General features: G+C 58.3%; 31 protein-coding genes. 12 read left to right on the plus strand and 19 right to left on the minus strand.

Annotation, left to right across the window (positions count from 1 at the left end; translation table 11 throughout):
* Positions 1–281: 281 nt before the first annotated feature.
* Positions 282–932, plus strand: coding sequence for a hypothetical protein (locus EAH78_RS03160; protein WP_140665471.1), 651 nt, complete (start codon positions 282–284; stop codon positions 930–932).
* Positions 933–1056: 124 nt separating this feature from the next.
* Here the strand turns inward: EAH78_RS03160 and EAH78_RS03165 are convergent, their stop codons facing one another.
* The 3 genes from EAH78_RS03165 to EAH78_RS03175 all read right to left on the minus strand — a co-directional run bounded on the left by EAH78_RS03165 (position 1057) and on the right by EAH78_RS03175 (position 4706).
* Positions 1057–2583: a SulP family inorganic anion transporter gene (locus tag EAH78_RS03165; protein ID WP_140665474.1), complete on the minus strand. Its 1527-nt coding sequence runs from the start codon at positions 2581–2583 to the stop codon at positions 1057–1059.
* 88 nt (positions 2584–2671) lie between these two features.
* A complete protein-coding gene (locus tag EAH78_RS03170) occupies positions 2672–3403 on the minus strand; it encodes a carbonic anhydrase (protein ID WP_140665477.1) in 732 nt (243 codons plus the stop codon).
* 244 nt (positions 3404–3647) lie between these two features.
* Positions 3648–4706, minus strand: coding sequence for a PA0069 family radical SAM protein (locus tag EAH78_RS03175; RefSeq protein ID WP_140665481.1), 1059 nt, complete (start codon positions 4704–4706; stop codon positions 3648–3650).
* 194 nt (positions 4707–4900) lie between these two features.
* Here EAH78_RS03175 and EAH78_RS03180 point away from each other — a divergent pair, with 194 nt between their 5' ends.
* A complete protein-coding gene (locus EAH78_RS03180) occupies positions 4901–5203 on the plus strand; it encodes a hypothetical protein (RefSeq protein ID WP_140665485.1) in 303 nt (100 codons plus the stop codon).
* Between the two features lie 229 nt (positions 5204–5432).
* On the plus strand, positions 5433–6080 hold the full coding sequence (locus tag EAH78_RS03185; RefSeq protein WP_140665488.1) for a dual specificity protein phosphatase family protein: 648 nt from the start codon (positions 5433–5435) through the stop codon (positions 6078–6080).
* A gap of 8 nt (positions 6081–6088) precedes the next feature.
* Here EAH78_RS03185 and EAH78_RS03190 read toward each other — a convergent pair whose 3' ends face one another.
* The 3 genes from EAH78_RS03190 to prlC all read right to left on the minus strand — a co-directional run bounded on the left by EAH78_RS03190 (position 6089) and on the right by prlC (position 10606).
* The gene (locus EAH78_RS03190; protein WP_140665491.1) at positions 6089–8131 is read right to left on the minus strand and encodes a M3 family metallopeptidase; all 2043 of its coding nucleotides are present in this window, start codon (positions 8129–8131) and stop codon (positions 6089–6091) included.
* Between the two features lie 112 nt (positions 8132–8243).
* Positions 8244–8531 carry a YheV family putative zinc ribbon protein gene (locus tag EAH78_RS03195; protein ID WP_140665494.1) on the minus strand — a complete coding sequence of 96 codons (288 nt, stop codon included), beginning with the start codon at positions 8529–8531 and terminating at the stop codon, positions 8244–8246.
* Positions 8528–10606, minus strand: a complete 2079-nt coding sequence (gene prlC / locus EAH78_RS03200; protein ID WP_170219093.1) for an oligopeptidase A — start codon at positions 10604–10606, stop codon at positions 8528–8530. The genes EAH78_RS03195 and prlC overlap by 4 nt, the downstream gene beginning before the upstream one ends.
* A 62-nt stretch (positions 10607–10668) precedes the next feature.
* On the opposite strand from prlC, the gene EAH78_RS03205 reads away from it, so the two are divergent.
* Together EAH78_RS03205 and EAH78_RS03210 are read left to right on the plus strand one after the other, a co-directional pair.
* Positions 10669–11214, plus strand: a complete 546-nt coding sequence (locus EAH78_RS03205; protein WP_123433308.1) for a gamma carbonic anhydrase family protein — start codon at positions 10669–10671, stop codon at positions 11212–11214.
* Positions 11215–11243: 29 nt separating this feature from the next.
* Positions 11244–11894, plus strand: coding sequence for an HAD family hydrolase (locus EAH78_RS03210; protein WP_140665501.1), 651 nt, complete (start codon positions 11244–11246; stop codon positions 11892–11894).
* 90 nt (positions 11895–11984) lie between these two features.
* Here the strand turns inward: EAH78_RS03210 and EAH78_RS03215 are convergent, their stop codons facing one another.
* Positions 11985–13076 (minus strand): aminopeptidase, encoded by a 1092-nt coding sequence (locus EAH78_RS03215; RefSeq protein WP_140665504.1) that lies wholly within the window; start codon positions 13074–13076, stop codon positions 11985–11987.
* A 60-nt stretch (positions 13077–13136) separates the two neighbouring features.
* Between EAH78_RS03215 and EAH78_RS03220 the strand changes: the two genes are divergently transcribed.
* Together EAH78_RS03220 and EAH78_RS03225 are read left to right on the plus strand one after the other, a co-directional pair.
* Positions 13137–13559 carry a hypothetical protein gene (locus EAH78_RS03220; protein ID WP_140665508.1) on the plus strand — a complete coding sequence of 141 codons (423 nt, stop codon included), beginning with the start codon at positions 13137–13139 and terminating at the stop codon, positions 13557–13559.
* Between the two features lie 41 nt (positions 13560–13600).
* Positions 13601–14023, plus strand: a complete 423-nt coding sequence (locus EAH78_RS03225) for a hypothetical protein (protein WP_140665511.1) — start codon at positions 13601–13603, stop codon at positions 14021–14023.
* 6 nt (positions 14024–14029) lie between these two features.
* On the opposite strand, the gene EAH78_RS03230 is transcribed toward EAH78_RS03225, so the two are convergent.
* Positions 14030–14263 carry a DUF1161 domain-containing protein gene (locus EAH78_RS03230; protein ID WP_140665514.1) on the minus strand — a complete coding sequence of 78 codons (234 nt, stop codon included), beginning with the start codon at positions 14261–14263 and terminating at the stop codon, positions 14030–14032.
* Positions 14264–14422: 159 nt separating this feature from the next.
* The gene (locus EAH78_RS03235; protein ID WP_140665517.1) at positions 14423–14854 is read right to left on the minus strand and encodes an OsmC family protein; all 432 of its coding nucleotides are present in this window, start codon (positions 14852–14854) and stop codon (positions 14423–14425) included.
* Between the two features lie 244 nt (positions 14855–15098).
* Here EAH78_RS03235 and EAH78_RS03240 point away from each other — a divergent pair, with 244 nt between their 5' ends.
* The gene (locus EAH78_RS03240; RefSeq protein WP_140665521.1) at positions 15099–16100 is read left to right on the plus strand and encodes an LLM class flavin-dependent oxidoreductase; all 1002 of its coding nucleotides are present in this window, start codon (positions 15099–15101) and stop codon (positions 16098–16100) included.
* A 67-nt stretch (positions 16101–16167) separates the two neighbouring features.
* On the opposite strand, the gene EAH78_RS03245 is transcribed toward EAH78_RS03240, so the two are convergent.
* Positions 16168–16389 (minus strand): DUF1161 domain-containing protein, encoded by a 222-nt coding sequence (locus EAH78_RS03245; RefSeq protein ID WP_140665525.1) that lies wholly within the window; start codon positions 16387–16389, stop codon positions 16168–16170.
* 122 nt (positions 16390–16511) lie between these two features.
* Positions 16512–16727, minus strand: coding sequence for a dodecin (locus EAH78_RS03250; protein WP_140665528.1), 216 nt, complete (start codon positions 16725–16727; stop codon positions 16512–16514).
* A gap of 155 nt (positions 16728–16882) precedes the next feature.
* On the opposite strand from EAH78_RS03250, the gene EAH78_RS03255 reads away from it, so the two are divergent.
* Positions 16883–17209 carry a DUF883 family protein gene (locus tag EAH78_RS03255; protein ID WP_140665532.1) on the plus strand — a complete coding sequence of 109 codons (327 nt, stop codon included), beginning with the start codon at positions 16883–16885 and terminating at the stop codon, positions 17207–17209.
* Here EAH78_RS03255 and EAH78_RS03260 read toward each other — a convergent pair.
* Positions 17206–18099, minus strand: a complete 894-nt coding sequence (locus EAH78_RS03260) for a LysR family transcriptional regulator (RefSeq protein ID WP_140665535.1) — start codon at positions 18097–18099, stop codon at positions 17206–17208. The genes EAH78_RS03255 and EAH78_RS03260 overlap by 4 nt on opposite strands.
* Before the next feature lie 111 nt (positions 18100–18210).
* On the opposite strand from EAH78_RS03260, the gene trpB reads away from it, so the two are divergent.
* From trpB to EAH78_RS03275, 3 genes are all read left to right on the plus strand, one after another.
* Positions 18211–19431 carry a tryptophan synthase subunit beta gene (gene trpB, locus EAH78_RS03265; RefSeq protein WP_140665538.1) on the plus strand — a complete coding sequence of 407 codons (1221 nt, stop codon included), beginning with the start codon at positions 18211–18213 and terminating at the stop codon, positions 19429–19431.
* A complete protein-coding gene (trpA, locus tag EAH78_RS03270) occupies positions 19431–20243 on the plus strand; it encodes a tryptophan synthase subunit alpha (protein WP_140665542.1) in 813 nt (270 codons plus the stop codon). The genes trpB and trpA overlap by 1 nt, the downstream gene beginning before the upstream one ends.
* 121 nt (positions 20244–20364) lie before the next feature.
* Positions 20365–20820 (plus strand): anti-virulence regulator CigR family protein, encoded by a 456-nt coding sequence (locus tag EAH78_RS03275; RefSeq protein ID WP_140665545.1) that lies wholly within the window; start codon positions 20365–20367, stop codon positions 20818–20820.
* Between the two features lie 54 nt (positions 20821–20874).
* On the opposite strand, the gene EAH78_RS03280 is transcribed toward EAH78_RS03275, so the two are convergent.
* The 7 genes from EAH78_RS03280 to EAH78_RS03310 form a co-directional block, all read right to left on the minus strand.
* Positions 20875–22836, minus strand: a complete 1962-nt coding sequence (locus EAH78_RS03280; RefSeq protein WP_140665548.1) for a DUF4105 domain-containing protein — start codon at positions 22834–22836, stop codon at positions 20875–20877.
* Positions 22833–23153: a DUF2388 domain-containing protein gene (locus EAH78_RS03285; RefSeq protein WP_140665553.1), complete on the minus strand. Its 321-nt coding sequence runs from the start codon at positions 23151–23153 to the stop codon at positions 22833–22835. Before EAH78_RS03285 ends, EAH78_RS03280 begins: the two co-directional genes overlap by 4 nt.
* Before the next feature lie 27 nt (positions 23154–23180).
* A complete protein-coding gene (locus EAH78_RS03290; RefSeq protein ID WP_140665557.1) occupies positions 23181–23498 on the minus strand; it encodes a DUF2388 domain-containing protein in 318 nt (105 codons plus the stop codon).
* A 108-nt stretch (positions 23499–23606) separates the two neighbouring features.
* Positions 23607–23927 carry a DUF2388 domain-containing protein gene (locus tag EAH78_RS03295; RefSeq protein WP_140665562.1) on the minus strand — a complete coding sequence of 107 codons (321 nt, stop codon included), beginning with the start codon at positions 23925–23927 and terminating at the stop codon, positions 23607–23609.
* A 141-nt stretch (positions 23928–24068) separates the two neighbouring features.
* Complete coding sequence (locus EAH78_RS03300) at positions 24069–24278, minus strand: DUF1127 domain-containing protein (protein WP_140665567.1); 210 nt, start codon at positions 24276–24278, stop codon at positions 24069–24071.
* Between the two features lie 257 nt (positions 24279–24535).
* Positions 24536–24751: a DUF1127 domain-containing protein gene (locus EAH78_RS03305; protein ID WP_007947887.1), complete on the minus strand. Its 216-nt coding sequence runs from the start codon at positions 24749–24751 to the stop codon at positions 24536–24538.
* Positions 24752–25070: 319 nt separating this feature from the next.
* On the minus strand, positions 25071–26564 hold the full coding sequence (locus EAH78_RS03310; RefSeq protein ID WP_140665571.1) for an acetyl-CoA hydrolase/transferase family protein: 1494 nt from the start codon (positions 26562–26564) through the stop codon (positions 25071–25073).
* Between the last annotated feature and the right edge of the window lie 211 nt (positions 26565–26775).

Raw genomic sequence — 26775 nt, forward strand, 5'->3', positions numbered from 1 at the left:
CCTTGCTGCGTGTGCAGTCGGGCGTCATCAGCTAACTCCATTTCCAACCCGAGTATAGACAGCGACTGCCACCTCGCAACGTGATGGCGTAAATGATCTGAAACAGCTGGGACTTGCGTTCAAGGGCACGAATGGAGAAGGATGCAGACGAGTGGTGGCAAATCGATATAACGGAGGCGTCTCAAGGATGAAACAATTATGACAAATGCGTCTTAGCATTTTTCATAAGGCAGCTAAGTTATGTCTTCCCTATTTCATTGCCTTTGTTTCCTGGAGTTTTCATGAACACCGCCGCATTGCGCGAGCAGATCCAAAAAGCCCAAACACATGAAGCCGAGACCGGCCTGCTGACGCGTCAGCTGGAAAGCAAACTGCCTCATCTGCACCCTTCGATCCAATTGCCGGAGGCGGACGCCAACGGCGTGCTGACACGTTTCGTCGCTGCCTACATCGACGAAGTACCTGATCTGTTGGAAGCAGCCAATGAAGTGGCCAGGGAAGCCGGTATCGAGTCCCAGATCAAACCGGTGCTGAAAATTGCCGAACAGTACTTCCTTCAGCCGCCGACGATCATGGCGGGACATGTCGGACTCGACAGCCTGTTGGACGAAGCCTACCTGGCGCACCGCTTTGTCGAAGAGGTCAACGACCTGTACATCAAGCATCTGGGCCAGCCATTGATCCCCTTGGACATGACTGTCGCCAACCTGATTGCCCACCAATTGATCGGTGAGGTGTTTGCCAACCAACTGGATGAAGTGGTGCATCACGCCCTGGACGAGATGCTCGACGACCAGAGCTTTGCACTGGAGTCGGTAGAAGCCTACCGCGAGAAACTCAGCAGTCCGGACACTGGCGCCGCGTGGAAACGCTGGCCGTGCATGTCGCGCCGTTTGGGCGTAGGCCTGGAACTGGATCAGCCGGCAGCTTGATTTAACAGTCAACGGAAATCCCCTGTGGGAGCGGGCTTGCTCGCGAAAGCGGTGTGTCAGTCGACATCAATGTTGAATGATTGACCGCATTCGCGAGCAAGCCCGCTCCCACATTGATTGTGTTTTAAGCCGTAGAACCCACTCTGGATGTAGTACGCAACCGCCCCTCCAACCTGCGCTTCAACCCCCGCGCTTCGATCAACAGCGTCGACCCCTTGGCCGCATTCGCCCGGCCCCATTCCTCCAGCAACTCCAGACACGAGTGATCGATGTAGCTCAGGTTATTGAGCGGCACATGCACCGTTGCACCGGCGGGAATGGTGCCCAGCACCTGGGTCAGCGCCGGCACCTTGAGAAAGGTCGCTGCGCCGGTCAGCCGCAACTCCATTTCTCCAACCGTCGGCAGGTCGATCAGACTGATCTTCAGCCGCGAAGCCTTCCACGCCAGTTTGGCCAGCGTCAGGCCGAAGCCTATCAACACCCCCGTGAGCAAGTCAGTAAAGATGATCGCCAGCGCAGTCGCTGCGTAGGTGAACATCGGCATCCGGCCATATCGGCCCAGTCCGCGAAAGGCCTTGAGGTCGACCAGTTTGAAGCCGGTGTAAACCAGCACACCCGCCAGGCTTGCTACCGGGATGCTTTGCAGCAGGCTCGATAGCAACAACACGAACGCCAGCAGCCACAGACCGTGGAAGATCGCCGACAGTCGCGTGGTAGCACCGGCCTGGACGTTGGCCGAACTGCGCACGATCACGCCCGTCATCGGCAATGCGCCCAAGAGACCGCAGAGCATGTTGCCCACGCCTTGCGCCGACAATTCCCGATCGAAGTCGGATCGCTGGCCGCTGTGCATGCGGTCTACCGCAGCGGCCGACAGCAGGGTTTCGGCGCTGGCAATAAACGCCACGGCGAACGCGGCGACCAGCAACGTCGGGTCTGCCAGGTTGAGCAAGTCAGCGGGTTTCAGCCAATCGATGGCCTCGGCCAGGTTGGCGGGGACTTCCACGCGTTTGACCTGCAACGCGAGCATCAGGCTGGCGACCGTCGCCAGCCCTACGCCCAGCAGCGCACCCGGAACGAAGCGCAACGAATGAGGCCGGAATTTTTCCCACAGCCACATCACCGCCATCGTCGACAGCCCGAGCAACCCGGCTTGCCAGCCTAGCGACGGCAGGGCTTGCATCACCGCGGCTGGAAAGGCCGCCAGGTTATCCAGCCCGGAAGGCTTGGGCACCCCGTCGAGCATGACGTGTACCTGCGAGAGCACGATCAGCACGCCAATCCCGGCGAGCATGCCGTACACCACCGCTGGCGCCGTGACCCGAAACCAGCAGCCGAGCTTCAGGCGCCCGGCCAGCAATTGCAGAAGTCCCGCCAGCAGCAGGATGGGCCCGAGCATGGCGACGCCGTGCTGGCGCACCAGTTCGAACACCAGAACCGCCAGACCCGCCGCAGGGCCGCTGACTTGCAACGGCGAGCCGGCAAGCCAGCCTACGACCAGACCGCCGATGATTCCGGTGATCAATCCCTTGGCTGGCGGCAACCCCGAAGCGATGGCGATGCCCATGCACAAGGGCAGGGCTACCAGAAATACAACCACCGAGGCCAGCAGCTCCCGTGGCAAAACAGCTCTAAGTTGCGCAGCACGCATATTGAAGCTCCCGACATTTTTCAGGCATGGCGAAGCCGGGCTGCTTGATTAGCAGCCTCGACTCAACCACACGGGGATTTAGGAGGTTTTAGAAACGCGCTTTGGGCGTTGCCACCGGAATCGGATGGCTGCCATCGAGCGGCAGGAAACACCCCTGTTCCGCGTCGTACGCTTTGATTTCGCTGGTTTCGATGTCGTAGACCCAGCCATGGATGAACAGATGACCGTTCGCCATGCGTGAGGCTACCGAGGGATGGGTACGCAAGTGCTGCAATTGGGCGATGACATTTTCCTCGGTGAGGATATGCATCGTCTCGTTTTCGTCGGTGCAGTTGCAGTTGTCGTGCACCATGGTTTTCGCGACTTCCGCATGCCGTAGCCAGGCTTTGACCGTGGGCATTTTTTCCAGACTGTCGGGGTTAAGCACCGCGCGCATCGCGCCGCAATCGGAGTGGCCGCAGATGATGATGTGCTGCACGCCCAGCGCCAGGACCGCGTACTCGATGGCCGTGGAAACGCCACCGTTCATTTGGCCGTAAGGCGGTACGACGTTGCCAACGTTGCGGGTCACGAACAGATCGCCCGGTGAACTGTGGGTTATCAGTTCGGGCACGATGCGCGAGTCGGCACAGGTAATGAACATCGCCCGTGGTTGTTGAGCCGTAGCAAGTTTTTTGAAGAGTTCTTCCTGCTGCGGAAAGATCTCATGATGAAAATGCAAAAAGCCGTCAATAATATGCTTCAACGCTGCATCGGCGGTTTCCGTCTCGGGTTGGGCGGAAGCCGACGCAGCCAACGGCTGTTTATCCTTGTCACTCATGAATTCATCCTCAATGGCGGAGTCAGGGAAGTGTCCCGTTTTGTCCGGTGTGAAGCCAGTGGCTGTTTAAAAAACATCCAGGTCGCAAAACCAGACCCGTCAGTCACTCGATGAACAAGGTAGCCGCCGAAACTTAACTCAAACTGAATCAAGCGCTCTAGAACGTGTGTTCCACGTCACAAAAAACGTGACCAGCCTGAATGCGCCGTGCGTTTCCCACTGTTCAACCTTAGGCCAATTGTCCTCAAATCAACGACATCTGGCGACCCGGCGGACAGAAGGCTTCACAGTCCAGATCAAAACCTTCCCGGCGATTGAGCCCCAGGCGTTTGATGGTCTTGGCAAAACGTTGCGCTAGCAGGTCGGCAAATGGCCCTTCGCCGCGCATCCGGGCGCCAAACCGGCTGTCATAGAGTTCCCCGCCACGGCTCTGGCGGATCAGGCTCAACACATGGGCGGCACGCTGCGGGTAATGGGCCGCCAGCCATTCTTCGAACAGCGGTGCGACTTCCAGTGGCAGGCGCAGCATCATGTAGGCCGCACTTTGCGCCCCGGCGGCATGCGCCTCGGTCAGCAGGCTCTCGAGTTCGCTGTCGTTGATCATCGGAATCATCGGCGAGCACAACACGCCAACCGGAATCCCCGCTTCACGCATCACACGGATCGCTCGTAACCGTGCTCTGGGTGCGGCGGCACGCGGTTCGAGGATGCGTTTGAGTTCGTCGTCGAGGGTGGTGAGGCTGATCATCACCGCCACCAACCGTTGCTCGGCGAGTTCGGCCAGCAAGTCCAGGTCACGAAGAATCAGCGAGCCTTTGGTGATGATGGTTACCGGATGACGGTAACGCAGCAGAACTTCGAGGGTTCTACGGGTGATTTTGTGCTCGCGCTCGATGGGCTGATACGGATCGGTGTTGGAGCCCAGGTTGATCGGCGCACATTGATAGCCGCGCTTGCTCAGCTGTTCTTCCAGCACATCGGCGGCGTTGGTCTTGGCGATCAACTTGGTTTCGAAATCCAGCCCCGGCGACAGGTCCCAATAGGCGTGGCTGGGCCGCGCATAGCAATAGATGCAGCCATGCTCGCAGCCGCGATAGGGATTGATCGAACGATCGAAGGGCAAATCCGGCGAATTATTACGGGTGATGATGGTTTTCGCCGTTTCGATGCGCACCTCGGTGCCTTGGGTGACCGGCGCTTCCTGATACCAGCCATCATCCTCGACCACCGAGCGATTCGGCGCGAAGCGGTTGTGCGGATTGGTGGCGGTGCCGCGACCGCGAGGTGGCAAAGGGGTAGCCATCGACAAGATCCTTTAGCTGTATGTGCATACAGTATACGGGCTTGGCGGAATCGACCAGTGCCGTTCGGCACCTGACAACTTTCCAGTTTCGTCATTATGAGAAACATAATGCGCGTGGCACTTTTGTCTATGTTGTCAGTATTCTTCGCTGCACACGAAGTTGTCGTGTTCTCACTATTAAAAGGATTTAATAAATGTCGGGCTACAACCAACGCGGCGTGTTTTTACAACTACAGGCGCCCTCTATCGTTAGTCCAAAAGAAGTTCGGGTTTCCATGCAATTTGCGTTAAAGGAAGAGGGTTATGATCCTGAAAACCGTGCGCCGACCTACTCTCTGCTGGATACCCGCACCCGCGAGGCCGTGTCGAATGATGGTGGCGTTACCTTTACCATGGGCAGCACGCCTGATGTCAACGGGGACGGTGCAATCGACGCGCAAGACAAAGTTGTTTTGATTGCGTTGGCGAAAGCGTATGCAAAGATTATCAACCCTTGACTGAAATTTGACTTCTGCAACCGATGGCTATTGAAATTCAATGGTTCAGTGATTGCTTCTAAAACGACACGGAACTTGTCCGTGTCGTTTTTTATTAGTGACATGTATAGGCAATAAGAAAAAACCGGGGGCCGCCGCTCAATTCACGATTCTTTGACGGATGGCTCACAGGCCTTTGACTGCTCACAGCAGAAGCTATGCAGTACTTATTCAACAGGGTTGTCCGAGCATGTCCCGACTGCGCCTCTTGCCTGCGACGTTTCTGCTGTCAATGGCTGCACTTTTCAACCTGACCCTGGCCCATGCGGATGACAGCGCTTCACCCCGCCCTGCTGAGTGGGCTCAATCGGTCGAGGTGCAATACAACCTCTTTCAAATGTCCTCGACGCTCTACCGCAGCGCATTGCCTGACCGCGGAGCCCTTCCACTGCTGGAAAAGCTGAAGGTAGGAACCGTCATCAACTTCCTGCCCGAATCGGATAAAAACTGGCTGTCGACACCAGGCATCACCCAGGTCCAGTTGCCCTACCGAACCAATCACGTGGATGACGCGGATGTACTCGCGGCCCTTCGTGCCATTCAGACAGCCGAGTCCCATGGCCCGGTGCTGATGCATTGCAAGCACGGTTCAGATCGTACGGGGTTGATGGCGGCCATGTATCGGGTCGTGATCCAGGGCTGGAGCAAGGAAGACGCCCTGAATGAAATGACTCAGGGCGGCTTTGGTGACAGTACCCATTTCAAGGATGGCGTGCGTTACATGATGCAGGCTGACGTCGACAAGCTTCGCACCGCGTTGGCCAATGGTGATTGCAGCACCAGCCCGTTTGCCACTTGTTCGATGAAGAGCTGGTTCAAATCGGCCCATATTGAGTAACCGTGTGTTTAGCGGGCAATAGCCTCTGGCAACACCGCAAAAACGTCGTCGGTGCCTGACCCTCCAAGGAACTCTTTCACGGCGCTCAGCAGCGAGCGAGAGTCGCCCGGTGAAAAAAATGCTTCACGAAAAGCCTTGCCTGTTTGCGGGTTAAAGACCCAATCCAGTTGAAACCGTTTGAACGCCTTGGTCGCCAGCACGCCCGACCACTGGTAGGCGTAAACCGAGGCCGCGTAGCCGGTCACCATGTAGTCGAACCCGTTGGCGAACCGGCTATACGATGGCAGTTGCAGGTCGGGAATCTCGCGTTGAACATCCTCGAACACTTGCTGAATGCTGCGGCCATCACCCCGGCAGTGATGCAATTCGAAGTCGAGCAAGGCGCCCATCAACTGGGTGGCTGTTTGCCGGCTGGTCTGTATTTGAACAGCGGCCAGCGCTTTGTCGACTCGCTCCTCGCTCAAGCGCTCACCGGTTTGATAATGAGCCCCCAGCCACAACAGAAATTCTCCTGACAGGCACCAAAGCTCGAACAATTGACCGGCAAACTCCGCACTGTCACGCCCCAGTTGGGAAATGCCGGAAAGGCTATGGTGAGGCGAACGCGTCAGAACGTGTTGTAAGCAATGACCGAACTCATGGAACAGTACCCTCAGATCCTGGTGCGCGAGCAGGCATGGATGGTTGTTGACGCCAGGTGTGAAGTTTCCATGGAGCACAGCGATTGGCCGCGTCAGTCGACCCTCGGCGTTTATCCGTCGATTGCGGCGGGTGGCGGTCCAGGCATAGTCCGCAGCCTCCTCTCGGTGGAAAGGATCAAGGTAGATGTACCCGATCACCTGCCCATGCTCGCTGACTTCGAAGAGGCGCACGCTGTCATGCCAATAACTGAACGTTGTCTGCTCGACGATCTGGATGGCAAACATGCGTTCACAGAACAGGCAGAGCCGCCGCAATGTGCCGTCCAGCGGAAAATAAGCACGCAGGTTTTTCAAGCCACCACCGAGATTTTGCTGGCGGAACTGTTCGGCAAGAAACTCATCGTCCCAGGCGCGGACTTCACTGATGCCGCACTCCAGCGCAAATGCTTTGAGCGCCTGTGTGTCCTGCGCGAGCGCAGGTATCACCTGGGTCACCTGTCGACGCAGGAACGCGCTGACTTGCGTCGTGGACTCCGCCATCTCTGTTGCGAGGTTCAGATGCGCAAAGTTTTCATACCCGAGCAACCGGGCTTTCTGGTGACGAAGGGACAATAGGCGCTCAAGCACGGGTTCATTATCGAATTGCCCGGCGTCAGGACCTTGATCGGAAGCTCGAGTGGAGTAGGCGACAAAATACTCTTCGCGAAGTGCACGATTTTCGGCATAGGTCATGACTCCATGATAGGTGCCCTGGTCCAGATGGATCAGCCAGCCGGACTGCCTTGCCTGCCGGGCATTGAGCGCAAGGCGATCCTGAGTTGCCTGGGTTAAGCCCTTGAGCTGCGTGACGTCGTCGATCTGCTTGCTCCAGGCCGTACTGGCGCTTTGCAAATTGCTCAAGAACAAACGTTCGAGCAGGCCGATTTCGACGTTCAGTTGCGTCAGCTTCTGGTGTTGCTCGACGGACAACTCGATCCCTGACAAGTGAAACTCGCGCAGAATTTTGCTCAGTACGGCTTTGCGCGCGTCATCGTAATTCTGGGCGGCAGGACTTTGCGCGAGATCCCGGTAGGCTTGCCAAAGTGCGCGATGACCCATCTTCTCTGTTTTGTAATGCGCCATGGCTTCGCCACACCACAGACTCGCAACGTCCCATGTGTCGTCGTCATGTTTGACCGACATGAGAGTTTCGATGATACCCATGGCTTCATCCAGGCGTGCATCGAGGTCATCAATGGCCAGCACAAGATCATCCCAAGTCGGGAGAGCGGATTGGCTGACCGTTATTTCAGCAATGCTCCGGCGGTTGTCAGCAATGATTGTTTCGATGGCTGGCACCAGATGTTCAGCACGGATGGCTGACCACGGCGGGAGGTCCCAGTATTCCAAAAGGGGGTTGGTATCAGGCATGGCGTCCTACTTGAATGGCGACTGAAGGATTCAGCCTAAGCAGGAGGCGCGGTGCAGGTGCGGTAGATAAATACCACCTTCCACCCTTAAACGAGGGGAAGGTGGTACTGACTCAGTGTTGCTCGTCAGGCTTTTTCTTCAGCTTGGGGTTCGGGAAAAACTGTACGGCCTGAACCTTGGCGTCCGGTGCTTTCAGCGCCGATGTATTGACCCGCGTGCCCAACTCCTTGGGCACGGACAGACCTTGTTCATTCAACGTGTCGGAATAACCGCAGGCCACGCACTCGCGGTGCGGGACCTCGTCTTCGTTCCACATCATCAACTTGTCCGGCTCGCTGCATGCCGGGCAGACCGCCCCGGCGATAAAGCGTTTCTTGGTAATCACAGGTCCCTCACTCATGCTGCCGCGACCTCACTCAGACCGCTGTGGCGCAAGAGTGCGTCAATCGAAGGGGCACGGCCACGGAAGTCGACGAACAGCACCATCGGCTCCTGGGAACCGCCACGCGCCAGGATGGCTTCGCGGAACGCGCGGCCGGTCTGGGCATTGAGCACGCCGTCTTCTTCAAACTTCGAGAACGCATCGGCCGACAGCACTTCCGCCCATTTGTAGCTGTAGTAACCCGCCGCGTAACCACCGGCGAAGATGTGCGCAAAGCTGTTCGGGAAACGGTTGTAGGCCGGTGGACGCATGACCGACACCTCGTCGCGTACGCCTTCAAGTACTTGCGCCACGCTGCGGCCATCGCCGTGGGTGGCGTGCAGTTCGAAGTCGAACAGCGAGAATTCCAGCTGGCGGACCATCATCAGGCCGGACTGAAAGTTTTTCGCCGCGAGCATTTTCTGCAGCAGGTCCTGAGGCAGTGGCTCGCCGGTTTCGTAGTGACCGGAGATAAGCGCCAGGCCTTCCGGCTCCCAGCACCAGTTTTCCATGAACTGGCTCGGCAGCTCGACCGCATCCCAGGCCACGCCGTTGATGCCGGAAACGCCGGCGTGTTCGACGCGGGTCAGCAGGTGATGCAGGCCGTGACCGAACTCGTGGAACAGGGTGGTGACTTCATCGTGAGTCAGCAGCGCAGGCTTGCCGCTGTCGGCCGGGGTGAAGTTGCACACCAGGTTGGCCACCGGGTTTTGCAGCACGCCCTCAGCGGTGCGGCGACGATCGCGGGCGCCGTCCATCCACGCACCACCGCGCTTGTTGGCGCGGGCATAGAGGTCGAAGAAGAAGCGGCCGACGTGCTGGCCGTTTTCCTTGATTTCGAACAGGCGAACGTCCGGGTGCCAGGTATCGAAGCCCTTCTGTTCGGCGATCTCGATGCCGTACAGACGCTGCACGATGGCGAACAGGCCGCCCAACACTTTGTCGATCGGGAAGTAGGCGCGAAGCGCTTCCTGGGCAACGCTGTAACGCTGCTCGCGAAGTTTTTCGCCGTAGAAACCACTGTCCCAGCTTTGCAGGTCCGGGCAGCCTTGTTCGGCGGCGTAGGCTTTGAGCTGTTCCAGGTCCTGTGCGGCAAACGGCTTGCTGCGCTTGGCCAGGTCACGCAGGAAGCTGAGCACCTGGTCGCTGGATTCGGCCATTTTGGTGGCGAGGCTCAGTTCGGAGAAACTGGCGAAGCCGAGCAGTCTGGCCAATTCCTGACGCAGATCGAGGATTTCTTCCATGACCGGGCCGTTGTCGTTCTGACCGGCATTCGGACCTTGGTCCGACGCACGGGTGCAGTAGGCGGCGTAGACTTCTTCGCGCAGGGCACGGTCGTGGGCGTAGGTCATCACCGCGTAGTAGCTGGGGAATTCCAGGGTGATCAGAAAGCCTTCCAGGCCTTTTGCCTGTGCGGCGGCGGCCATTTGTGCCTTGGACGAATCGGTCAGGCCGGCGAGGGTGGCTTCATCGGTGACGTGCTTGGTCCAGGCTTGAGTGGCGTCGAGCAGTTGGTTGGAAAAGCGGCTGCCCAATTCCGAGAGCTTGCTCTGCACTTCGGCGTAACGCTGTTGCTCGGCTTGCGGCAGGTCAATACCCGACAGACGGAAGTCGCGCAGGGAGTGTTCCAGGATAGTTTTCTGCGCCACGTCGAAACCGTTGGCTTCCGGGCTCTTGGCCAGGGCGTCGAAGGCTTCGAACAGCTCGCGGTTCTGGCCCAGCTCGGTGGAGTAGGCGCTCAGCGCGGGCAGGCAGGATTCGTAGGCTTCACGCAATTCGGCGCTGTTGCACACGGCATTCAAGTGGCTGACCGGGCTCCAGGCGGCGCCCAGGCGATCATTGAGCTCGTCCATCGCCAGCACCAGGCCGGCCCAGGTCGGTTGTTTGCCCTGGGTCTTGAGGATCTCGATAATGGCGGCACGGTTGTCAGCCAGGATCTGTTCAATGGCCGGTTGCACGTGTTCGGCACGGATCGCCGAGAACGGCGGCAGGTCGTAGGACTGCAAAAGAGGGTTGTTCACGCTCACGGTTGGCACCTTGGCTGGAAGAAACATGCGGCCATCTTAATTACAATCGACGCTCACCGCAGCTATCAGCAACAGAGAGAAACCCTATCGTGAACCTTCGCAAGTACCAGAACCACACGCCGCTACTGGGCAAAGGCGCTTTTGTCGACGGATCGGCGGTGGTAATCGGCGACGTTGAAATCGGCGAAGACAGCTCTGTCTGGCCACTGACAGTGATTCGCGGCGACATGCACCGCATCCGCATCGGCGCGCGTACCAGTGTTCAGGACGGCTGCGTGCTGCACATCACCCATGCCGGCCCGTTCAATCCCGATGGCTTTCCGTTGCTGATCGGCGACGATGTGACCATCGCGCATAAAGTCATGCTTCATGGTTGCAGCGTGGGCAGCCGGGTTCTGATCGGCATGGGCAGCATCGTCATGGACGGTGCGGTGGTCGAAGATGAGGTGATCATCGGTGCTGGCAGCCTGGTGCCGCCGGGCAAACGCCTGGAAAGCGGCTTCCTGTATGTGGGCAGCCCGGTGAAACAGATCCGCCCGCTGACTGACAAGGAAAAAGCCTTTTTCACCTACAGCGCAGCGAATTACGCGAAGCTCAAGGATCTGCATCTGGCCGAAGGTTACGACCAGCTCTGACCCCGCCCCGTTATTGCCCTGGATTATTCATGCATTACCAAACCGTTTTATTCGACCTCGATGGCACCCTGACCGACCCGCGCGAGGGCATCACGCGTTCGATCCAGTTCGCCCTGAGCAAACTGGGTATCGACGAACCCGACCTGACCAAGCTGGAACACTTCATCGGCCCGCCGTTGTTGCAGGCATTTATGCAGTTTTACGACTTCGATGAGCCCAAGGCCTGGGAAGCGGTCAACTTCTACCGTGAACGCTTCAAGGTCACCGGTCTGTACGAAAACCGTGTGTTCGATGGCGTCACGCCGCTGCTGGAAACCTTGGGTGGGCAAGGGCGTCAGTTGTACATCGCCACCTCCAAGCCATGGGTATTCGCTCGGGAAATCGCCCGGCACTTTGATTTCGCCAAGCACTTCAAGGTGATTTACGGCAGTGAGCTGGACGGGACGCGTACGAATAAGGTCGAGTTGATTGCGCATTTGATGGCTGAAGAGGGGCTGGATCCTGCCAATACCCTGATGATCGGTGATCGTAAGCATGATCTGATCGGTGCGCGCAGTAATGGGCTGGATTCGGCGGCTGTGGGTTATGGTTTTGGCAGCCATGAAGAGTTGAGTGCAGAAGCGCCGACTTATCACTTTGAAACGCTGGATGAGATGCATCAGGCATTTTTGCAGCGCTGATCAAATCCATTCGCGAGCAAGCCCGCTCCCACATGGGATTTTTGAACACAGGTCCATTGTGGGAGCGGGCTTGCTCGCGAAGAGGCCTATTCAGCCGCTGAAACTCTTTGATTCTGCCAACACCTTCAACGCCGCCTTGCGCTCCCCAACCGGCAACGCCCCCAGCTTGTCGACCGCCGCATAAAACCTCACCCAATCCCCTCCCTCCTGCCGAAACAACGCCGCAAACCCTGGCACCCATTGGTCATACAATCCAAACGGCAACAGCCGGGCGTTGTTCATCGGCGCGTTGACCCAGGCGTCATAGCGCCTGTCCCCCGCCCATTGGCTGTCACGTAACTGCCGGTATTCGCTGCGCAGTCGTTCAAACTCGGCGGCCTTGCGCTGGCGCATCTGGTCCACCGGCAAGGGCAGGGCGTAAAGCGTTTCAAGGCGCGTGCGAGTGTCCAGCACCAGTTGCGTGAATTGATCCCGACGCTGTACGTGTGCGCCGTTGTCCGGCGCCAAGCCGCGGGATGCACGCCATTGGCGCGTGCCTTCCTGTTCGACGAAGCTGGCGAAAGACTCGTTGAACTCAGTGTCGCCCTTCACATAAACACGTTGATGCGCCAGCTCATGGAAAATCAGGGTCGCCAGCCGCTCGTCGCCCCAGCCCATCATTGAGCTGATGATCGGATCGTTGAACCAGCCGAGCGTCGAGTACGCCTCGACACCACCGATCGAAACGTCCATACCTTGCAGTCGCTGAACGGCGGCCTCGCCTCGGGCGGCGCTCTGGCTGTAGTAGCCGCGATAGGCGACGCAGCCGGCGATCGGGAAGCAATGGTTTTGCGGCTTCAGGGAAAATTCCGGGGTGACGAAGACATTCCAGACCACGTACGGCCGGCCGATGTCGGCATACAGGCGATAGCTTTGGTTATCCGGCAGGTGCAGATGCGCACTGGCGAACGTGCGGGCTTTTTGTGACTGCGCCAAGTGCGCACGAAGTTTCTGATCGCGGGAGGGGTCGGCAATCACCTCGGCGACCGGCTCGCGGGCCCGCAACAGTTGCAGCTGACCACTGGCCAATTGACCGTAATAGCTGACGCTGGCGCAACCGTTGAGCAACAAAAACAACACACTCGGAAACAAAACGCGCAAAACGCGATCAAGTACCCCAAGGCTTGGAAACGGCCTGATCAAAATAAAAACATCCCTGGAAAGTCTGCCCGCAAGACTATCCCGCCTGACTGGAGCTGCGCTATGCACAAGTTGATGCTGACGGGAGGCCTGTTGTTGCTGACGGGCTGTGCTGGATTCGGATTCCCTCACCACGATCCGGCGCAAGCGTGGATTGACCTGGAATCAAAACAGCAAGACACGGCACTGCAAGCGGTGGAAGTCGACAATACAGCCTCCAGCGACAAGCGCTATTTCCAGGTGCAGCCCGGTAGTCATGAGCTGACGGTACGCTACCAGTTCGCGGTCCAGCCGACCAATATCGGCCCGGATGCCGAGCCGCTGTGGCGTGATTGCCAGCTGAACGTGAAATTCAACGATTTCAACGCCGGTGAGCGCTATCAGCTGCAAGCGGGGAACATCGGCTTTCGGCCGTGGGCGAAGCTCTATAACCAACAGCGACAAGTGATTGGCCATGGCACACCGGCAGGCTGCCAACACACCTGATCAGCGTTATGCTGAATGTCCGAATCAGTGGGACATTCATCATGCGCAGGTTGATGCTGTTGCTCGCCGCCAGTGTGATTGCTGGCTGTCAGAGCCCGTTGCCAGCGGTTAATCCGCAGATGGCCTGGGTCGATTTCTCTGTGCCATTCCCCAACGACAAGTTGTTAATGGCCGAGCGACTGGACAATCAGCGGTTGAACGACGGACGATTTTTTCAGGTGATGCCCGGCAGCCACGTGCTGCTCGTTCGATTCGACTTTGAAATCCCCGGTGGGGGCGGTTTGGGAGTAATGGACGGGCCAACGGAACGGCTGTGCTACCTGACCATCAAGTACGATCATTTCGAAGCCGGTCAGCGTTATTTGCTGGTCGGCCAGTCGATAGTGTTCACGCCCGGTGCCCGGTTGTACAACGCCAAGCGCGAGATCGTCGCTGAAGACAGTGAGTCCTATTGCCTGATGTGAGGCGAATCAGCGGTCATTTTTCTGATAGATGATTTTCTTGGTGCCGTTTTCGCATGAGCCCACGACCATGTTCTGATCGTGCACTTCATCGTTGGTGACGATTTCCAGGGTGTAGGACGAGACGTTATTGGCCTGAATCTTGGCTTCGATTTCGGCCTTCAATTCTTCACAGGATTTCGTTGCGGCAAGGGCCGATGTGGCCAGTGCGCAACAGATAACCGCCAAGGCAAAACGTTTCATGGTTGAAGCTCCTTTGAAGCAGCGCGCAGGGTAATGCGCTTTCACTGCTGTCATTTATTCGACCACAATTTCGCGGGTCAGGTTTTGTCCAGGCGCAAAAAAAGACCGCCGCCTGCTTTGAGGCGGCGATCTTTTATCCGTAACTGCGAAAAGCCGTGCTCAGTTGAGCAATGTCGCATCCAGACTGATTTTCGCATTCAACACTTTGGAAACCGGGCAGCCTTCTTTGGCTTTATTGCTCAATTCCTCGAATTGCGCCTGAGTCGCCCCAGGGATTTTCGCCTTGAGGATCAACTTCACGGCGGTGATCGCAAAACCACCGTCCACCTGGTCGAGGGTGACTTCGGCATTGGTATCAATGCTGTCAGCCTTGAGACCGGCATCGCCGAGAATCATCGAAAACGCCATGGAGAAGCACCCCGCATGCGCTGCGCCGATCAGCTCTTCCGGATTGGTGCCTTTGCCGCCTTCGAAGCGCGCCTTGAAGCCATAAGGTGCTTCTCTGAGTACGCCGGTTTCAGTGGAGATCGAGCCGATGCCGGTTTTCAGGTCACCTTCCCAATGAGCCGATGCTTTCTTCGTAATAGCCATATCTGCCTCCTCAAGTTCCCGGCACGAGCGTCGCGCCTTCGTGGTTTTCGGTTGCTAAGGGTTCTGAGGATAGTCGGCGGTGCAAAGTTCACCCGATCTGGTTAAGTCCTACTATTTTCGTAGGTTTTTTTGCCTTGGCTATTGAAACTCGGGTATATGCCCTTATTGATGAAACACGCTTATGGATTCGGCAGGTTTTCGTTTACGAGAAGAAACCTGCGACCTCAATTGGAGAAGCAGGTTTATGAAACGACTGTCCGACATCAAGTTCTCGACCCTTGATCTGGTGCCCGTGCGTGAAAACGGCAGCGCGGCCCAGTCGCTGCGCAACTCCCTGGACCTGGCGCAGCACGTCGAAAAATTCGGCTACAACCGCTTCTGGGTCGCCGAACACCACAACATGGACGGCATCGCCAGCTCGGCGACATCCGTGTTGCTGGGTTATCTGGCGGGCGGCACCTCGACCATTCGTGTCGGTTCGGGTGGTGTGATGCTGCCTAACCATGCGCCGCTGGTGATCGCCGAGCAGTTCGGCACTTTGGAAAGCCTGTATCCGGGGCGTATCGACCTGGGTCTGGGCCGTGCGCCTGGCTCCGATCAAATGACCGCTCGCGCGTTGCGCCGCGAACGCTCCGGCAGCGCCGACGATTTCCCGGAAGACGTGGCCGAACTGATGCGTTACCTCGGCCCGCGCACCCCGGACCAGCGGATCATCGCCATGCCCGGCACCGGCACCAACGTCCCGGTCTGGTTGTTGGGCTCCAGCCTGTTCAGTGCACAACTGGCCGGTGAGCGCGGTTTGCCCTACGCCTTCGCCTCCCATTTCGCACCGCGTTTCATGCATGAGGCGATTCGTGTCTACCGCAATCACTTCAAGCCTTCAGTAGTACTGGATAAACCCTACGTGATGCTTGGCGTGCCACTGGTGGCGGCGGATACCGATGAACAGGCGGATTACCTGGCGACGTCGGTCTATCAGCGGATTCTCGCGTTGATGCGTGGCCAAAGCCTGGTGCAGCGTCCGCCGGTGAAAACCATGGACGGGTTGTGGCTGCCGCATGAGCGCGAAGCGGTCAGTGATTTCCTCGGATTGGCCATGGTGGGCAGCCCGCAGAAAATCCGCGCCAAACTGGACGTGCTGGTCGAGCAGACGCAGGCCGATGAGCTGATCTTCACCTGCGATTTGTATGAACACGCTGATCGTGTTCATTCCTACGAATTGCTGGCGCAGGTCATGAAGGGCTGAAGCTCAAAACGCGCCCATAAATAAGCCGACGCATTGCGTCGGCTTTTTTATTTAAAGCGCGATCAGGCTACTTCTTGTAGACGATGACCTTGGTGCCCTTTTCACAGGTGCCGACGACCTTTGCGCCGCCAGCAGCACCTTTATCGGCTATTTCCAGTGAATAACCCGCAACGCCCTTGGCATCCAGCTTCGCGGCGATTTCGGATTTCAGTTCTTCGCACGACTTGCCGCCAGCAAATGCCGTACCCGCAAGGCTCAACAAACCTACTGCCACTATAAATTTCTTCATCGGTCGCATTCCCTGGTCGGATCAATAGGGGCATCCAGCAATTTGCCGGATGCACACATGTAGCGCTTTGCCATTCCCTATGGCACTCGGCCAGCGCGCAAGTTCAGAAGACTAGCTCAAACTCAGCTGCTGGCAATCCGGAACCCGACTTTGAGCGTCACCTGAAAGTGCGCTGCCTTGCCGTCCTTGATGTGCCCGCGGGTTTCGGTCACTTCGAACCATTCCATGTGCTTGAGGCTTTTGCTGGCTTCGGCCAGCGCGTTATTGATGGCGTCTTCAATGCTACTGGTGGACGAGCCGACCAGTTCGACTTTTTTGTAGGTGTGATGGTCAGTCATGGTGTTCTCCTCAGGGTGTGAATTACAGCCTAGCAGTGATTTTTCGTCTTACTTGCGACGGCTAACCTGAAGGAGATGTTCAGATTTTCTGCACTTTCTTCAACCCCTGAAGTCCCAACCAACACACGCAACTCAATCAATGCAGGAGAGCCACCATGGCCAACACTTCATTACGTAAAGCCTCATTGCAAAGCATGGAAGCCGAAATCGAGAGTCTGCTGAAATCGTTGGAAAGCCTGAAAGACGATGCGTCGGACGAGTCGCGTAGAACCCTCAAAACCCTGAAAGCCAACGCCGAAAGTGCGCTGAAACATTCGCGTCATCTGCTCAGCGATGCGTATGAAGACGTCAAAGTCAAAACCCGTGAAACCGGGATCGCCACTCGGGACTACGCCCAGGAACACCCTTGGACGACGGCCGGTGTTGCCGTGGGGGCGCTGGGCCTTCTCGCGGCTTATCTATTGTGCAAACGCGGTGACTAATCCGCCCGGTGCAGTTCGTTCTTGAGCCACTGCGCCAGTTGCCGAGCCCGCCCGTCCGCGGCGCGCTTGGGTAGCCACAACGCCAGTTGCGCCGGGGTTTCGCTGAAACCCCACGGCGCAACCAGGCGACCGGCCTTCACGTCTTCGGCCACCAGCGGCTCCGGCGCAATCGCCACTCCAAGACCGGCCACTGCGGCTTCCAGCAAGTAATACAAATGCTCAAATCCCTGACCGAACTTCAATGCCTTGGCGTCGAGGCCGCTTTGCTGCGCCCAACTGGGCCACGCCTGAGGTCGCGAGGTGGTGTGTAGCAACGGCTCGTTCAGCAACGCTGTGGCCGGCGCGCCTTGATACTGGTCGAAGTTGGCGAATCGCGGGCTCATGACCGGGCCGATTCGCTCGCTGGTCAATTCATAGACTTGCATGTCCGCAGGCCATGGCGGTTCTGCAAACACCAGCAACGCGTCCAGTCCCGGCCGGCGCGGATCGAGATCGCCTTCGCCGGCGGACAGGTGCAGACGCAGGTCTGGCAGGTCCGCATTCAGCCGTCCCAGGCGTGGAATAAACCAGCGTGCGAGCAAGCTTCCCGAGCAACCGAGGACGAATGGCGCGTCGGCAGTACTTTGCGTCAGCTCTGCACACACCGTGCGTAACCGTTCGAACGCTTCGCCGCTGGCATCGCGCAATCGAATGCCGGCATCTGTGAGTTTAAGGCCGCGACCGTCCTTGACGAACAGGCTGACCCCGAGGTGTTCTTCGAGCACCTTGAGTTGCCGGCTGACCGCGCCATGGGTGACGTGCAGCTGTTCGGCAGCCTGACTGACGCTGTTCAGACGGGCAGTGGCTTCGAAGGCGCGAAGGGCGTTGAGCGGGGGAAGGTCGTGGCTCATGGGATCTGTGAGTTTTCCTGACAGGTTGCGGCGATCTTATCGGTTTTCAGGTCGGGACGTCAGGGGTAGAGTTAAGCCCATCGTCATATCACGCATTCACTGGAGCGACCCATGACCCAGACTAATCTGCGCAACGGCCCCGATGCCAACGGCCTGTTTGGCGCGTTCGGCGGCCGCTACGTCGCCGAAACCCTGATGCCGTTGATCCTCGACCTGGCCCGCGAATACGAAGCGGCCAAGGAAGATCCGGCATTCAAAGAAGAATTGGCCTACTTCCAGCGTGACTATGTCGGACGTCCAAGCCCTCTTTACTATGCCGAACGCCTCACCGAGTTCTGCGGCGGCGCCAAGATTTACCTCAAGCGCGAAGAGCTGAACCACACCGGCGCGCACAAGATCAACAACTGCATCGGCCAGATCCTGCTGGCGCGGCGCATGGGCAAGAAACGCATCATCGCCGAAACCGGCGCGGGCATGCACGGCGTGGCGACTGCCACCGTGGCCGCGCGTTTCGGTCTCGACTGCGTGATCTACATGGGCACCACCGACATCGAGCGTCAGCAAGCCAACGTGTTCCGCATGAAACTGCTGGGCGCTGAAGTGATCCCGGTCGTGGCCGGCACCGGCACCCTGAAAGACGCAATGAACGAAGCGCTGCGTGACTGGGTAACCAACGTCGACAGCACCTTCTATCTGATCGGCACTGTGGCCGGTCCACACCCTTATCCAGCCATGGTTCGCGACTTCCAGTCCGTGATCGGCAAGGAAACCCGTACCCAACTGCAGGATCAGGAAGGCCGCCTGCCGGACAGCCTGGTGGCGTGCATCGGCGGTGGTTCCAACGCCATGGGCCTGTTTCACCCGTTCCTCGATGACAAGAGCGTCGAGATCATCGGCGTAGAAGCCGCCGGTTACGGCATCGAAACCGGCAAGCACGCGGCGAGCCTGAACGGCGGCGTACCGGGCGTGCTGCACGGCAACCGTACTTTCCTGTTGCAGGACGACGATGGTCAGATCATCGACGCCCACTCGATTTCCGCCGGCCTCGACTACCCGGGTATCGGCCCGGAACATGCGTGGTTGCATGACATCGGCCGCGTTCAGTACACCTCGGTGACCGACGACGAAGCCCTTGATGCGTTCCACAAATGCTGCCGCCTGGAAGGGATCATTCCTGCACTGGAAAGCGCCCACGCGTTGGCCGAAGTGTTCAAACGCGCACCGACCTTGCCCAAAGATCACCTGATGGTGGTCAACCTGTCCGGCCGTGGCGACAAAGACATGCAAACCGTGATGCACCACATGGAACAATCAAAGCAGGAGAAACACTGATGAGCCGCCTGCAAACGCGCTTTGCCGAACTCAAGGAACAGAATCGTGCCGCCCTGGTGACCTTCGTCACCGCTGGCGACCCGAGCTATGACACTTCCCTGGCGATCCTTAAAGGCTTGCCTGCGGCTGGCGCCGACGTGATCGAGTTGGGCATGCCCTTCACCGATCCAATGGCCGATGGCCCGGCGATCCAGCTGGCCAACATCCGCGCCTTGGGCGCCAAGCAGAACCTGGCGAAAACCCTGCAAATGGTTCGCGAGTTCCGTGAAGGCAATAGCGAGACGCCGCTGGTGTTGATGGGTTACTTCAACCCGATCCACATGTACGGCGTACCGCGTTTCATTGCTGATGCCAAAGCGGCCGGCGTTGATGGCCTGATCGTGGTCGACTTGCCGCCGGAACATAACGGCGAGTTGTGCGACCCGGCTCAGGCAGCCGGTCTGGACTTCATTCGTTTGACCACGCCAACCACCGATGACGTGCGTTTGCCGACTGTGCTGAACGGCAGCTCCGGTTTCGTCTACTACGTGTCGGTTGCCGGTGTGACCGGCGCAGGCGCGGCAACCCTGGAACACGTTGAAGAGGCGGTTGCCCGTCTGCGTCGCCACACTGATTTGCCGATCAGCATCGGTTTTGGCATTCGGACCCCAGAGCAAGCCGCTTCCATTGCGCGCCTGGCTGACGGGGTTGTGGTGGGCTCGGCATTGATCGATCACATCGCCAATGCTTCGACGCCGGATCAGGCGATTGATGGCGTGCTAAGCCTTTGCGCGGCCCTGGCTGAAGGCGTGCGTAAGGCCCGCGTCAGCTGAAGGTAAAGTTCCTGATACAGAGGAATTAGCGCCTCGCGGCACAGACTAAACAGCAAGACCGAGGGCTTCAGGACTACGTTCTGAAGCCCTTTTTGCTGTAGGTGCAGTGAGGAAAGACCCGATGAAAATGCCGAAACGTCTGATCGCCAGCCTGGGCGTGCTGATGCTGAGCGCGACCCCGTTGCTGCACGCGAGCGCCGATCAGCGCGACGATCACGACCACGGCGGCCCGCAACAGGGCCAGTACGATAACCATGGCGACAATCATGGTGATGATCACCGTGATCATCAGGACAATCATCGCAGTGGCCCTCCGCCGCGCGACTTCGGTCCGGTGCGTCAGACGATCCACGAACACCACGAGTATTTCGTGCGCGGCGCGCCACCACCTCCAGGTATTCATCTGGAGCGCGGCCGGCCGTTGCCTCACGGCTATTATGGTGAGCGTCTGGACAATCGCGCGCTGAGTCGCCTGCCGTATTACCCGGGGTACGAATGGCGCCGGGCAGGTGGCGACATCGTGCTGATCGCCTTGGGCAGTGGGGTTGTTTATGAGGTGCTGGAAGGAGTGCTTTGATTTAACGGGCAGATAAAAAAGGGCTTCGTGGATTATCCGCGAAGCCCTTTTTTCTTACGGCAGTTCCAACCCGCCGGCTGCTTTGTGCAGCTTTCTCAGGTGCTCGCCCACCTGCTTCAGGTTGGCTTCATTGGCGGCCATTTCCGCTGCGCGTTCCGGTTCGAGCAGCGCTCGCACTTCCTTGTCCAGATCGCCCGTCAGCACCAGCAATTGCTTTTGGCGCAGGCTGCTTTCCGATTCCAGGCGTTGCGATTCACTCGGCTGGGGCAACCCATAACCGCCACTGCCGAGCAGTTCCGCCGGGCGACTGAGGTAGCCGCTGTTGGCAAGTAGATCTTTCAAGGTCGCATTGGCCTTGTCCATGCCGCCGTTTTCCAGGTTCCGCGCGCCGAGGTAGCGCTGCTTCACTTCGTCCTGGGCCAGCAGCAGTTGTTGACGCAAGGCGGCTTGTTCCAACAACAGCAGTGCCGCGCTGGTGCGCAGGTCCGCTTGTTCGAACCATTGCCGGCGCTCTACCGCTTTCAGTGCCAACCAGTCTTCGACGTTGTCCTGCTTGATCGGCAAGCGCTTTTTCAGGACGTCGAACATGGCTTGATAGCGGTCGCGGAAGGAGTCGAAGCGATAGCCCAGTCGGAGTGCTTCCCGTGGATCATCCAGCACGCTGGTGTCGGCCAGTCCGCGACCCTTCAGCACCGCCAGCAAGCCGTTGGGCATGATGTTGTCGAGCCCGACCAGTTTTGGGTTGTTGGTGCCGCCTCGCAGTAGTTTCAGCTCTTCCACCGCGCAATTGTTGGAGAGGAAGAAGTAGTTGCCGTCGTAACTCCAGTGCATCTCGGCGGCACGTTCCACCACATCTTCGATCTCGCTGCGCGACAGGTTCAGCGGCACCGAAGCCAGGCTGCGCAGTTCGGTCTTGGTGTATTCGTCGATGACTTGGGAGAGCGGCAGGACGAACAGGCGCGACGGGTATTTACCGACCAGTCCGTCCCAACTCGAGAGCTGTACGTCACCGACGAAGGCGCGGTAGGACAAGACCAGATGCTGGTCCAGATCGAGACGGCAGTCGGGGCCTCGTGGTCGGCCCGGTGCACAGATCACCAGCCGCAACATGCTGTGACCCCAACGACTGACCCAGTTCTGATTGGCTTCGGCCAGCAGGTAGTCAATGGCATAGACACGTTCCGGATCGACCTGCCCGAGAGGGGTCTTGGCAAAGTCATTGCCGGCATTGAGGAAGGCAAAGGTCTTCGCGCAGGTGTTTTTCGCCGCTGGCGCCCAGCCGAAGTGTTCCTGGTAGTAGCGATACAGTGCCGGACGCCGGCAGGCGTAGCTCGGGTCGAGGAGGAAGTACTCCATGTTGACCGCAACGAACTCTTTTGGGCTGTCGGTTTCGTAAATGTCCGGGCTGCGCGCGATCTGCCGGTTGTGCTGTTCACGTTCACCGCGACGGCCGACGTATTGTTGCCAGCCCGCGAGGTCGAGCAGACGCGGATCGTCGCTGAGGGTGAAGCGCCGATCATTCTGGCCACGGCACTGATCGGGAATACCTACCAGTCCGGCGCTGTTGCTGCGTCGGGTGCAGTGTTGAATCAGTTTGCGCTCGGCATCTGGCCACAAGCGCGAACGGTCGTAGATGTGGGTGAGTTCGTGCAACACCGTGGCGAGCATTTCCCGGCGGACGGTGCCGTGGGGGCGATTGGTTTTGCGGGTCGCGGCGCTGCCGTCGGTGAGGCTGGCGAGCAGGTTGCGATTCAAGTCAAGTTCGGACACCCGCGTCGCCTGGCCGTAGGCGTTGCTCGGCATGTCATCGGTCCAGCCGACATCGATGCGCCGGTCCAGTTGCTCGATGAACCGCGGCGGCAGTGCCTGCATGGCTTCATCGAGCAGTGCCTGGCTGGCTTGCTGTTGTGGGGGGCTAAGGCCTTCAGTCTTGAGCTGTAATTGCAGGCTCGCATGGGCCGCGCTGCCGAGCAGCATCATGACCCCGGCCAACAGCCAGGCGGCTGACGGCCTCACAGTGCGAGGATGGCTTCGGCGAGTACCTGATCACTGGCATCCCGGGCTTCCGGCACGCGAACGCGCAGGGTATTGAAAGCCGCTTCGAGGTGCGCGCCGCGGATATCGCCATCGCTGGCCACGAAACTGGCGGCGTCATCCTGGGCTTCGCGAATGATCTTCGAGTCACGGATGGAGGTGGTGGTATCAGAGGTGAAATCAAGCGTGCGCTGAGTGGCACGAATGAGCATGTTACTGGTGGCAACCAGGGTATGTGCCTGGGCCACGTCAGCCAACAACAGCAGGCCAAGGGTGGCGGCAATCAGCGGGTTACGCATGGAACAACTCCGGAGAAACAAGGATAACTATTGGACGAGAATTGCTTGTGCCAGTTCAAGGTCGCTTGCATGAAGTTTTGGTCGGGTATGGCGCAGGTAAGTCAGGGCCGATTCCAGCTGTGCTCCGCGTAATTGGCCATCACTGGCGATGAAGGCCGCGGCATCATCGTGCGCGGCGAGCAGCAGTTTACGGTCGAAGGGCGCTGTGGTCACCAGACTGGTGCCATAACCACTGGCGACAGTGCCTTGTGTGGAAAGGTTGAAGGCATCGAAAGCACGTGCCGGACCCAACCAGCAGGCCCAAAGCAACAGTGGAGTGAGCAACAATTTTGAATGAAAACGCATGAGACTCGATAGCTGAAAGCGAGTCCTAAGGCTAGCGCAACGTCCGGTCTAGAGCCAGCGCCGAAACATAGGGACACGTGGGGGCGTGTCCCGCAACAAGGCTGTTGCTTAGATGGTCAGAATGGCTTGTGCCAGCTGTGCATCGGTTGCGCTCAGCTGTGGCGCCTGGTGGCGAATGTAATCGAGTGCACTTTCCAGTTTTACGCCGCGGATGGCGCCTTCGCTGGCGACGAAGCTCGCGGCATCATCACGCGCTTCACGCACAATTTTGTTGTCCTTGAAAGAAGAGGAAACGACGTCGGTGGTTGCGTCGGACGTGGCTTTAAGGGCATTGACGACCGCATCGGTGGTCACGATAAAGCTGGTGGCGTGGGAATTGGCCGCCACGGCAAGCAGGGCTGCAGCGCTGAGCAGACGAAGACGGGACATGGTGTAACTCCTTTGGATAACCGATTGAGAGGTGGCGATGTATCTGCGGATCAGACATCTGCCCTACAGCGCTCGCCACGTTCTGATTGGATATTAGGCGCTTTTACCCGTTAGAACAGTCCCGTCTGTGCTGGCAGGAAATTAACGCCAGAACGGTTTATCCAGTTCGTTGAGGCGATCGGTGTGGCTGATGCCCAAGTCTGACAGTTGCTGCGCGTCGAGTTGCCCCAATAGGCGCCGGGTTCTGGCCCGTTCCAGGCACCGTGAGAGCGCTGTCCACGCTCGCTGGAGCCTGGAGAAGCGAAGTTGCGACTGCGCCGCGGAAGCGGAAACATTTTGTAAGTGATTCATGGCGCGATCCTTGTGCTTGGAGATGAGATTCCATGGTGATCCCCCTTGCTCTTGTGAAACAGGCACACCGCGCCAAAATTGTACTTATACAATGTTAGCAATTAACAAACTGTACTGGCTGAATAGAGGTCACTTTGTTTTTCAGGTTTCACGGCCCCAAAACGACAAAGCCCGTCGTGGTTTCCCACGACGGGCTTTGTTTTTTCAATCTGGGATGCTGGCAGTGGACCCGATGGGTCAGGGCCAGCGACGCTAACTTAGCGCCAGAACGGCTTGCTCAGCTCTTCGTAGCGTTGTGCTTCGCTAATACCGGCGTCAGCCAGCAGACGCGAATCCAGGCGAGCCAGTTGGTGGCGGCTGGAGATGCGGCGCTGCCACAGCATCAGGTTGGCGATAACGCGCAGAGGCATGGAAGCCTGGGTTTTTGCAGCAGTGTCTTCGAAGAACAGGTCGGAACTGAGTGTACGTTCCATGATTGACATCCTTCCGCTTGTGGCGGGATTAGGTAGTGGTTTAACTGGTGCCCATGATCCTCTCGTTTGCCTAGTCTCTGTAGATACAGTTCACCTGTATTGTGAGGGACCAGTTAACTGTTAATAGGGGGTGTACTGGTCTAAATTGAGGCAACTGTATCTGTCCGCACCGATACAGTGCATTTTCATTGCTTTTGTCTCAGGTCGTAGGTTTTTGCGGTAGGAAATGACCAGTACAGCAGTACAGTTTTCAACAGATTTTTGCCTGGCATCAGCAGGCTGACAAAATTGTGTTTGCGTCAGCCGCCATCTGTACCAATTACACCTTGAGCATGCGCCCGGTTTCTTCCAGGTTGATGTGCCAGCTCAGTGCATCACGCAGAATATGCGGCGTGTGTCCGCCAATCGCGCAAGCGGCGGTGAAGTAGTCATCCAGGGCCTGGCGATAGTCCGGATGCACGCAGTTGTCGATGATGACCCGCGCCCGCTCCCGGGGTGCCAGCCCGCGCAAGTCTGCGAGACCGATCTCGGTGACGAGGATGTCGACGTCATGCTCTGTGTGGTCAACGTGGCTGACCATCGGCACGACACTGGAGATCGCGCCGCCCTTGGCGATCGATTTGGTGACGAAGATGGACAAATGCGCATTGCGCGCAAAGTCGCCCGAGCCGCCAATGCCGTTCATCATCCGTGTGCCGCAGACGTGGGTGGAGTTGACGTTGCCGTAGAGGTCGAACTCCAGGGCCGTGTTGACGGCGATGATGCCCAGTCGACGCACCACTTCAGGGTGGTTGGAGATTTCCTGTGGGCGCAGGACCAGTTTGTCCTTGTAGCGCTCGAGGTTGCCAAACACATCGGCGTTGCGGCGACTCGACAAGGTGATCGAGCTGCCCGACGCAAAGCTCAGTTTGCCGGCATCGATCAAGTCGAAGGTCGAATCCTGCAGCACCTCGGAATACATGGTCAGGTCTTCGAACGGCGAATCAATCAGGCCGCACATCACCGAGTTTGCAATGGTGCCGATACCGGCCTGCAGCGGGCCGAGTTTGTTGGTCATGCGCCCGGCAGCGACCTCTTGCTTGAAGAAGTTGATCAAGTGGTCCGCGATGGCTTGGGTATCGGCGTCGGGTGGCAATACGGTAGACGGCGAGTCCGGTTGATTGGTGAACACGATCGCGACGATTTTCTCCGGCGGGATCGGGATGGCAGTGCTGCCAATGCGGTCATCGACTTTCACCAGCGGAATCGGCGTACGGGTCGGGCGATAAGTCGGAATATAGATGTCGTGCAGGCCTTCGAGGTTCGGGTTGTGCGCCATGTTGATCTCGACGATCACGTGTTTGGCGAAAATCGCGAAGCTTGCCGAGTTGCCAACCGACGTGGTCGGCACGATATGGCCGTGTTCGGTGATCGCCACCGCTTCAATCACCGCGATGTCCGGCAGCTTGAGTTGCTGGTTGCGCAGTTGCTCCACGGTTTCCGAGAGGTGCTGGTCGATGAACATCACCTCGCCGGCATTAATAGCCTTGCGCAGGGTGCTGTCGACCTGGAACGGCATGCGTCGCGACAGTACGCCGGCTTCGGTGAGCTGTTTATCGAGGTCGTTGCCCAGGCTGGCGCCGGTCATCAGCGTGATTTTCAGCGGAGATACCTTGGCGCGCTCGGCCAGAGCCTGGGGGACGGCTTTGGCTTCGCCGGCGCGGGTGAAGCCACTCATGCCGACGGTCATGCCGTCCGCAATCAGAGCGGCGGCGTCGGCGGCGCTCATCACTTTGTCCAACAAGGAAGGCAGGCGAATACGGTCACGGTACATGGATGATCATCTCGGGCAACGGGTAGCAGGATACGCAGTCTAGTGAATTACACCGACTCCTGTCCCGCTACCAAGGTCGCAAACGAGGCGTCTATTCTGGGCCTTTAGAGCAAAACATCCTTACTGGATCGGTAACAAAAGCGTCGTTTTGTCCGGCAATTTGCGCAAACAAAAACGCCCCGACGAGTCGGGGCGTTCTGTGTACCGCTGA

Origin of the sequence: Pseudomonas arsenicoxydans, assembly GCF_006438915.1 — a bacterium.
Classification (GTDB): domain Bacteria; phylum Pseudomonadota; class Gammaproteobacteria; order Pseudomonadales; family Pseudomonadaceae; genus Aquipseudomonas; species Aquipseudomonas arsenicoxydans_A.

Excerpts from the sequence above, each read along its gene's own strand:
- EAH78_RS03160 (WP_140665471.1), top strand. The coding sequence starts at position 282 with ATGAACACCGCCGCATTGCGCGAGCAGATCCAAAAAGCCCAAACACAT.
- EAH78_RS03165 (WP_140665474.1), bottom strand. The coding sequence starts at position 2,583 with ATGCGTGCTGCGCAACTTAGAGCTGTTTTGCCACGGGAGCTGCTGGCC.
- EAH78_RS03170 (WP_140665477.1), bottom strand. The coding sequence starts at position 3,403 with ATGAGTGACAAGGATAAACAGCCGTTGGCTGCGTCGGCTTCCGCCCAA.
- EAH78_RS03175 (WP_140665481.1), bottom strand. The coding sequence starts at position 4,706 with ATGGCTACCCCTTTGCCACCTCGCGGTCGCGGCACCGCCACCAATCCG.
- EAH78_RS03180 (WP_140665485.1), top strand. The coding sequence starts at position 4,901 with ATGTCGGGCTACAACCAACGCGGCGTGTTTTTACAACTACAGGCGCCC.
- EAH78_RS03185 (WP_140665488.1), top strand. The coding sequence starts at position 5,433 with ATGTCCCGACTGCGCCTCTTGCCTGCGACGTTTCTGCTGTCAATGGCT.
- EAH78_RS03190 (WP_140665491.1), bottom strand. The coding sequence starts at position 8,131 with ATGCCTGATACCAACCCCCTTTTGGAATACTGGGACCTCCCGCCGTGG.
- EAH78_RS03195 (WP_140665494.1), bottom strand. The coding sequence starts at position 8,531 with ATGAGTGAGGGACCTGTGATTACCAAGAAACGCTTTATCGCCGGGGCG.
- prlC (WP_170219093.1), bottom strand. The coding sequence starts at position 10,606 with ATGTTTCTTCCAGCCAAGGTGCCAACCGTGAGCGTGAACAACCCTCTT.
- EAH78_RS03210 (WP_140665501.1), top strand. The coding sequence starts at position 11,244 with ATGCATTACCAAACCGTTTTATTCGACCTCGATGGCACCCTGACCGAC.
- EAH78_RS03220 (WP_140665508.1), top strand. The coding sequence starts at position 13,137 with ATGCACAAGTTGATGCTGACGGGAGGCCTGTTGTTGCTGACGGGCTGT.
- EAH78_RS03225 (WP_140665511.1), top strand. The coding sequence starts at position 13,601 with ATGCGCAGGTTGATGCTGTTGCTCGCCGCCAGTGTGATTGCTGGCTGT.
- EAH78_RS03230 (WP_140665514.1), bottom strand. The coding sequence starts at position 14,263 with ATGAAACGTTTTGCCTTGGCGGTTATCTGTTGCGCACTGGCCACATCG.
- EAH78_RS03235 (WP_140665517.1), bottom strand. The coding sequence starts at position 14,854 with ATGGCTATTACGAAGAAAGCATCGGCTCATTGGGAAGGTGACCTGAAA.
- EAH78_RS03240 (WP_140665521.1), top strand. The coding sequence starts at position 15,099 with ATGAAACGACTGTCCGACATCAAGTTCTCGACCCTTGATCTGGTGCCC.
- EAH78_RS03245 (WP_140665525.1), bottom strand. The coding sequence starts at position 16,389 with ATGAAGAAATTTATAGTGGCAGTAGGTTTGTTGAGCCTTGCGGGTACG.
- EAH78_RS03250 (WP_140665528.1), bottom strand. The coding sequence starts at position 16,727 with ATGACTGACCATCACACCTACAAAAAAGTCGAACTGGTCGGCTCGTCC.
- EAH78_RS03255 (WP_140665532.1), top strand. The coding sequence starts at position 16,883 with ATGGCCAACACTTCATTACGTAAAGCCTCATTGCAAAGCATGGAAGCC.
- EAH78_RS03260 (WP_140665535.1), bottom strand. The coding sequence starts at position 18,099 with ATGAGCCACGACCTTCCCCCGCTCAACGCCCTTCGCGCCTTCGAAGCC.
- trpB (WP_140665538.1), top strand. The coding sequence starts at position 18,211 with ATGACCCAGACTAATCTGCGCAACGGCCCCGATGCCAACGGCCTGTTT.
- trpA (WP_140665542.1), top strand. The coding sequence starts at position 19,431 with ATGAGCCGCCTGCAAACGCGCTTTGCCGAACTCAAGGAACAGAATCGT.
- EAH78_RS03275 (WP_140665545.1), top strand. The coding sequence starts at position 20,365 with ATGAAAATGCCGAAACGTCTGATCGCCAGCCTGGGCGTGCTGATGCTG.
- EAH78_RS03285 (WP_140665553.1), bottom strand. The coding sequence starts at position 23,153 with ATGCGTAACCCGCTGATTGCCGCCACCCTTGGCCTGCTGTTGTTGGCT.
- EAH78_RS03290 (WP_140665557.1), bottom strand. The coding sequence starts at position 23,498 with ATGCGTTTTCATTCAAAATTGTTGCTCACTCCACTGTTGCTTTGGGCC.
- EAH78_RS03295 (WP_140665562.1), bottom strand. The coding sequence starts at position 23,927 with ATGTCCCGTCTTCGTCTGCTCAGCGCTGCAGCCCTGCTTGCCGTGGCG.
- EAH78_RS03300 (WP_140665567.1), bottom strand. The coding sequence starts at position 24,278 with ATGAATCACTTACAAAATGTTTCCGCTTCCGCGGCGCAGTCGCAACTT.
- EAH78_RS03305 (WP_007947887.1), bottom strand. The coding sequence starts at position 24,751 with ATGGAACGTACACTCAGTTCCGACCTGTTCTTCGAAGACACTGCTGCA.
- EAH78_RS03310 (WP_140665571.1), bottom strand. The coding sequence starts at position 26,564 with ATGTACCGTGACCGTATTCGCCTGCCTTCCTTGTTGGACAAAGTGATG.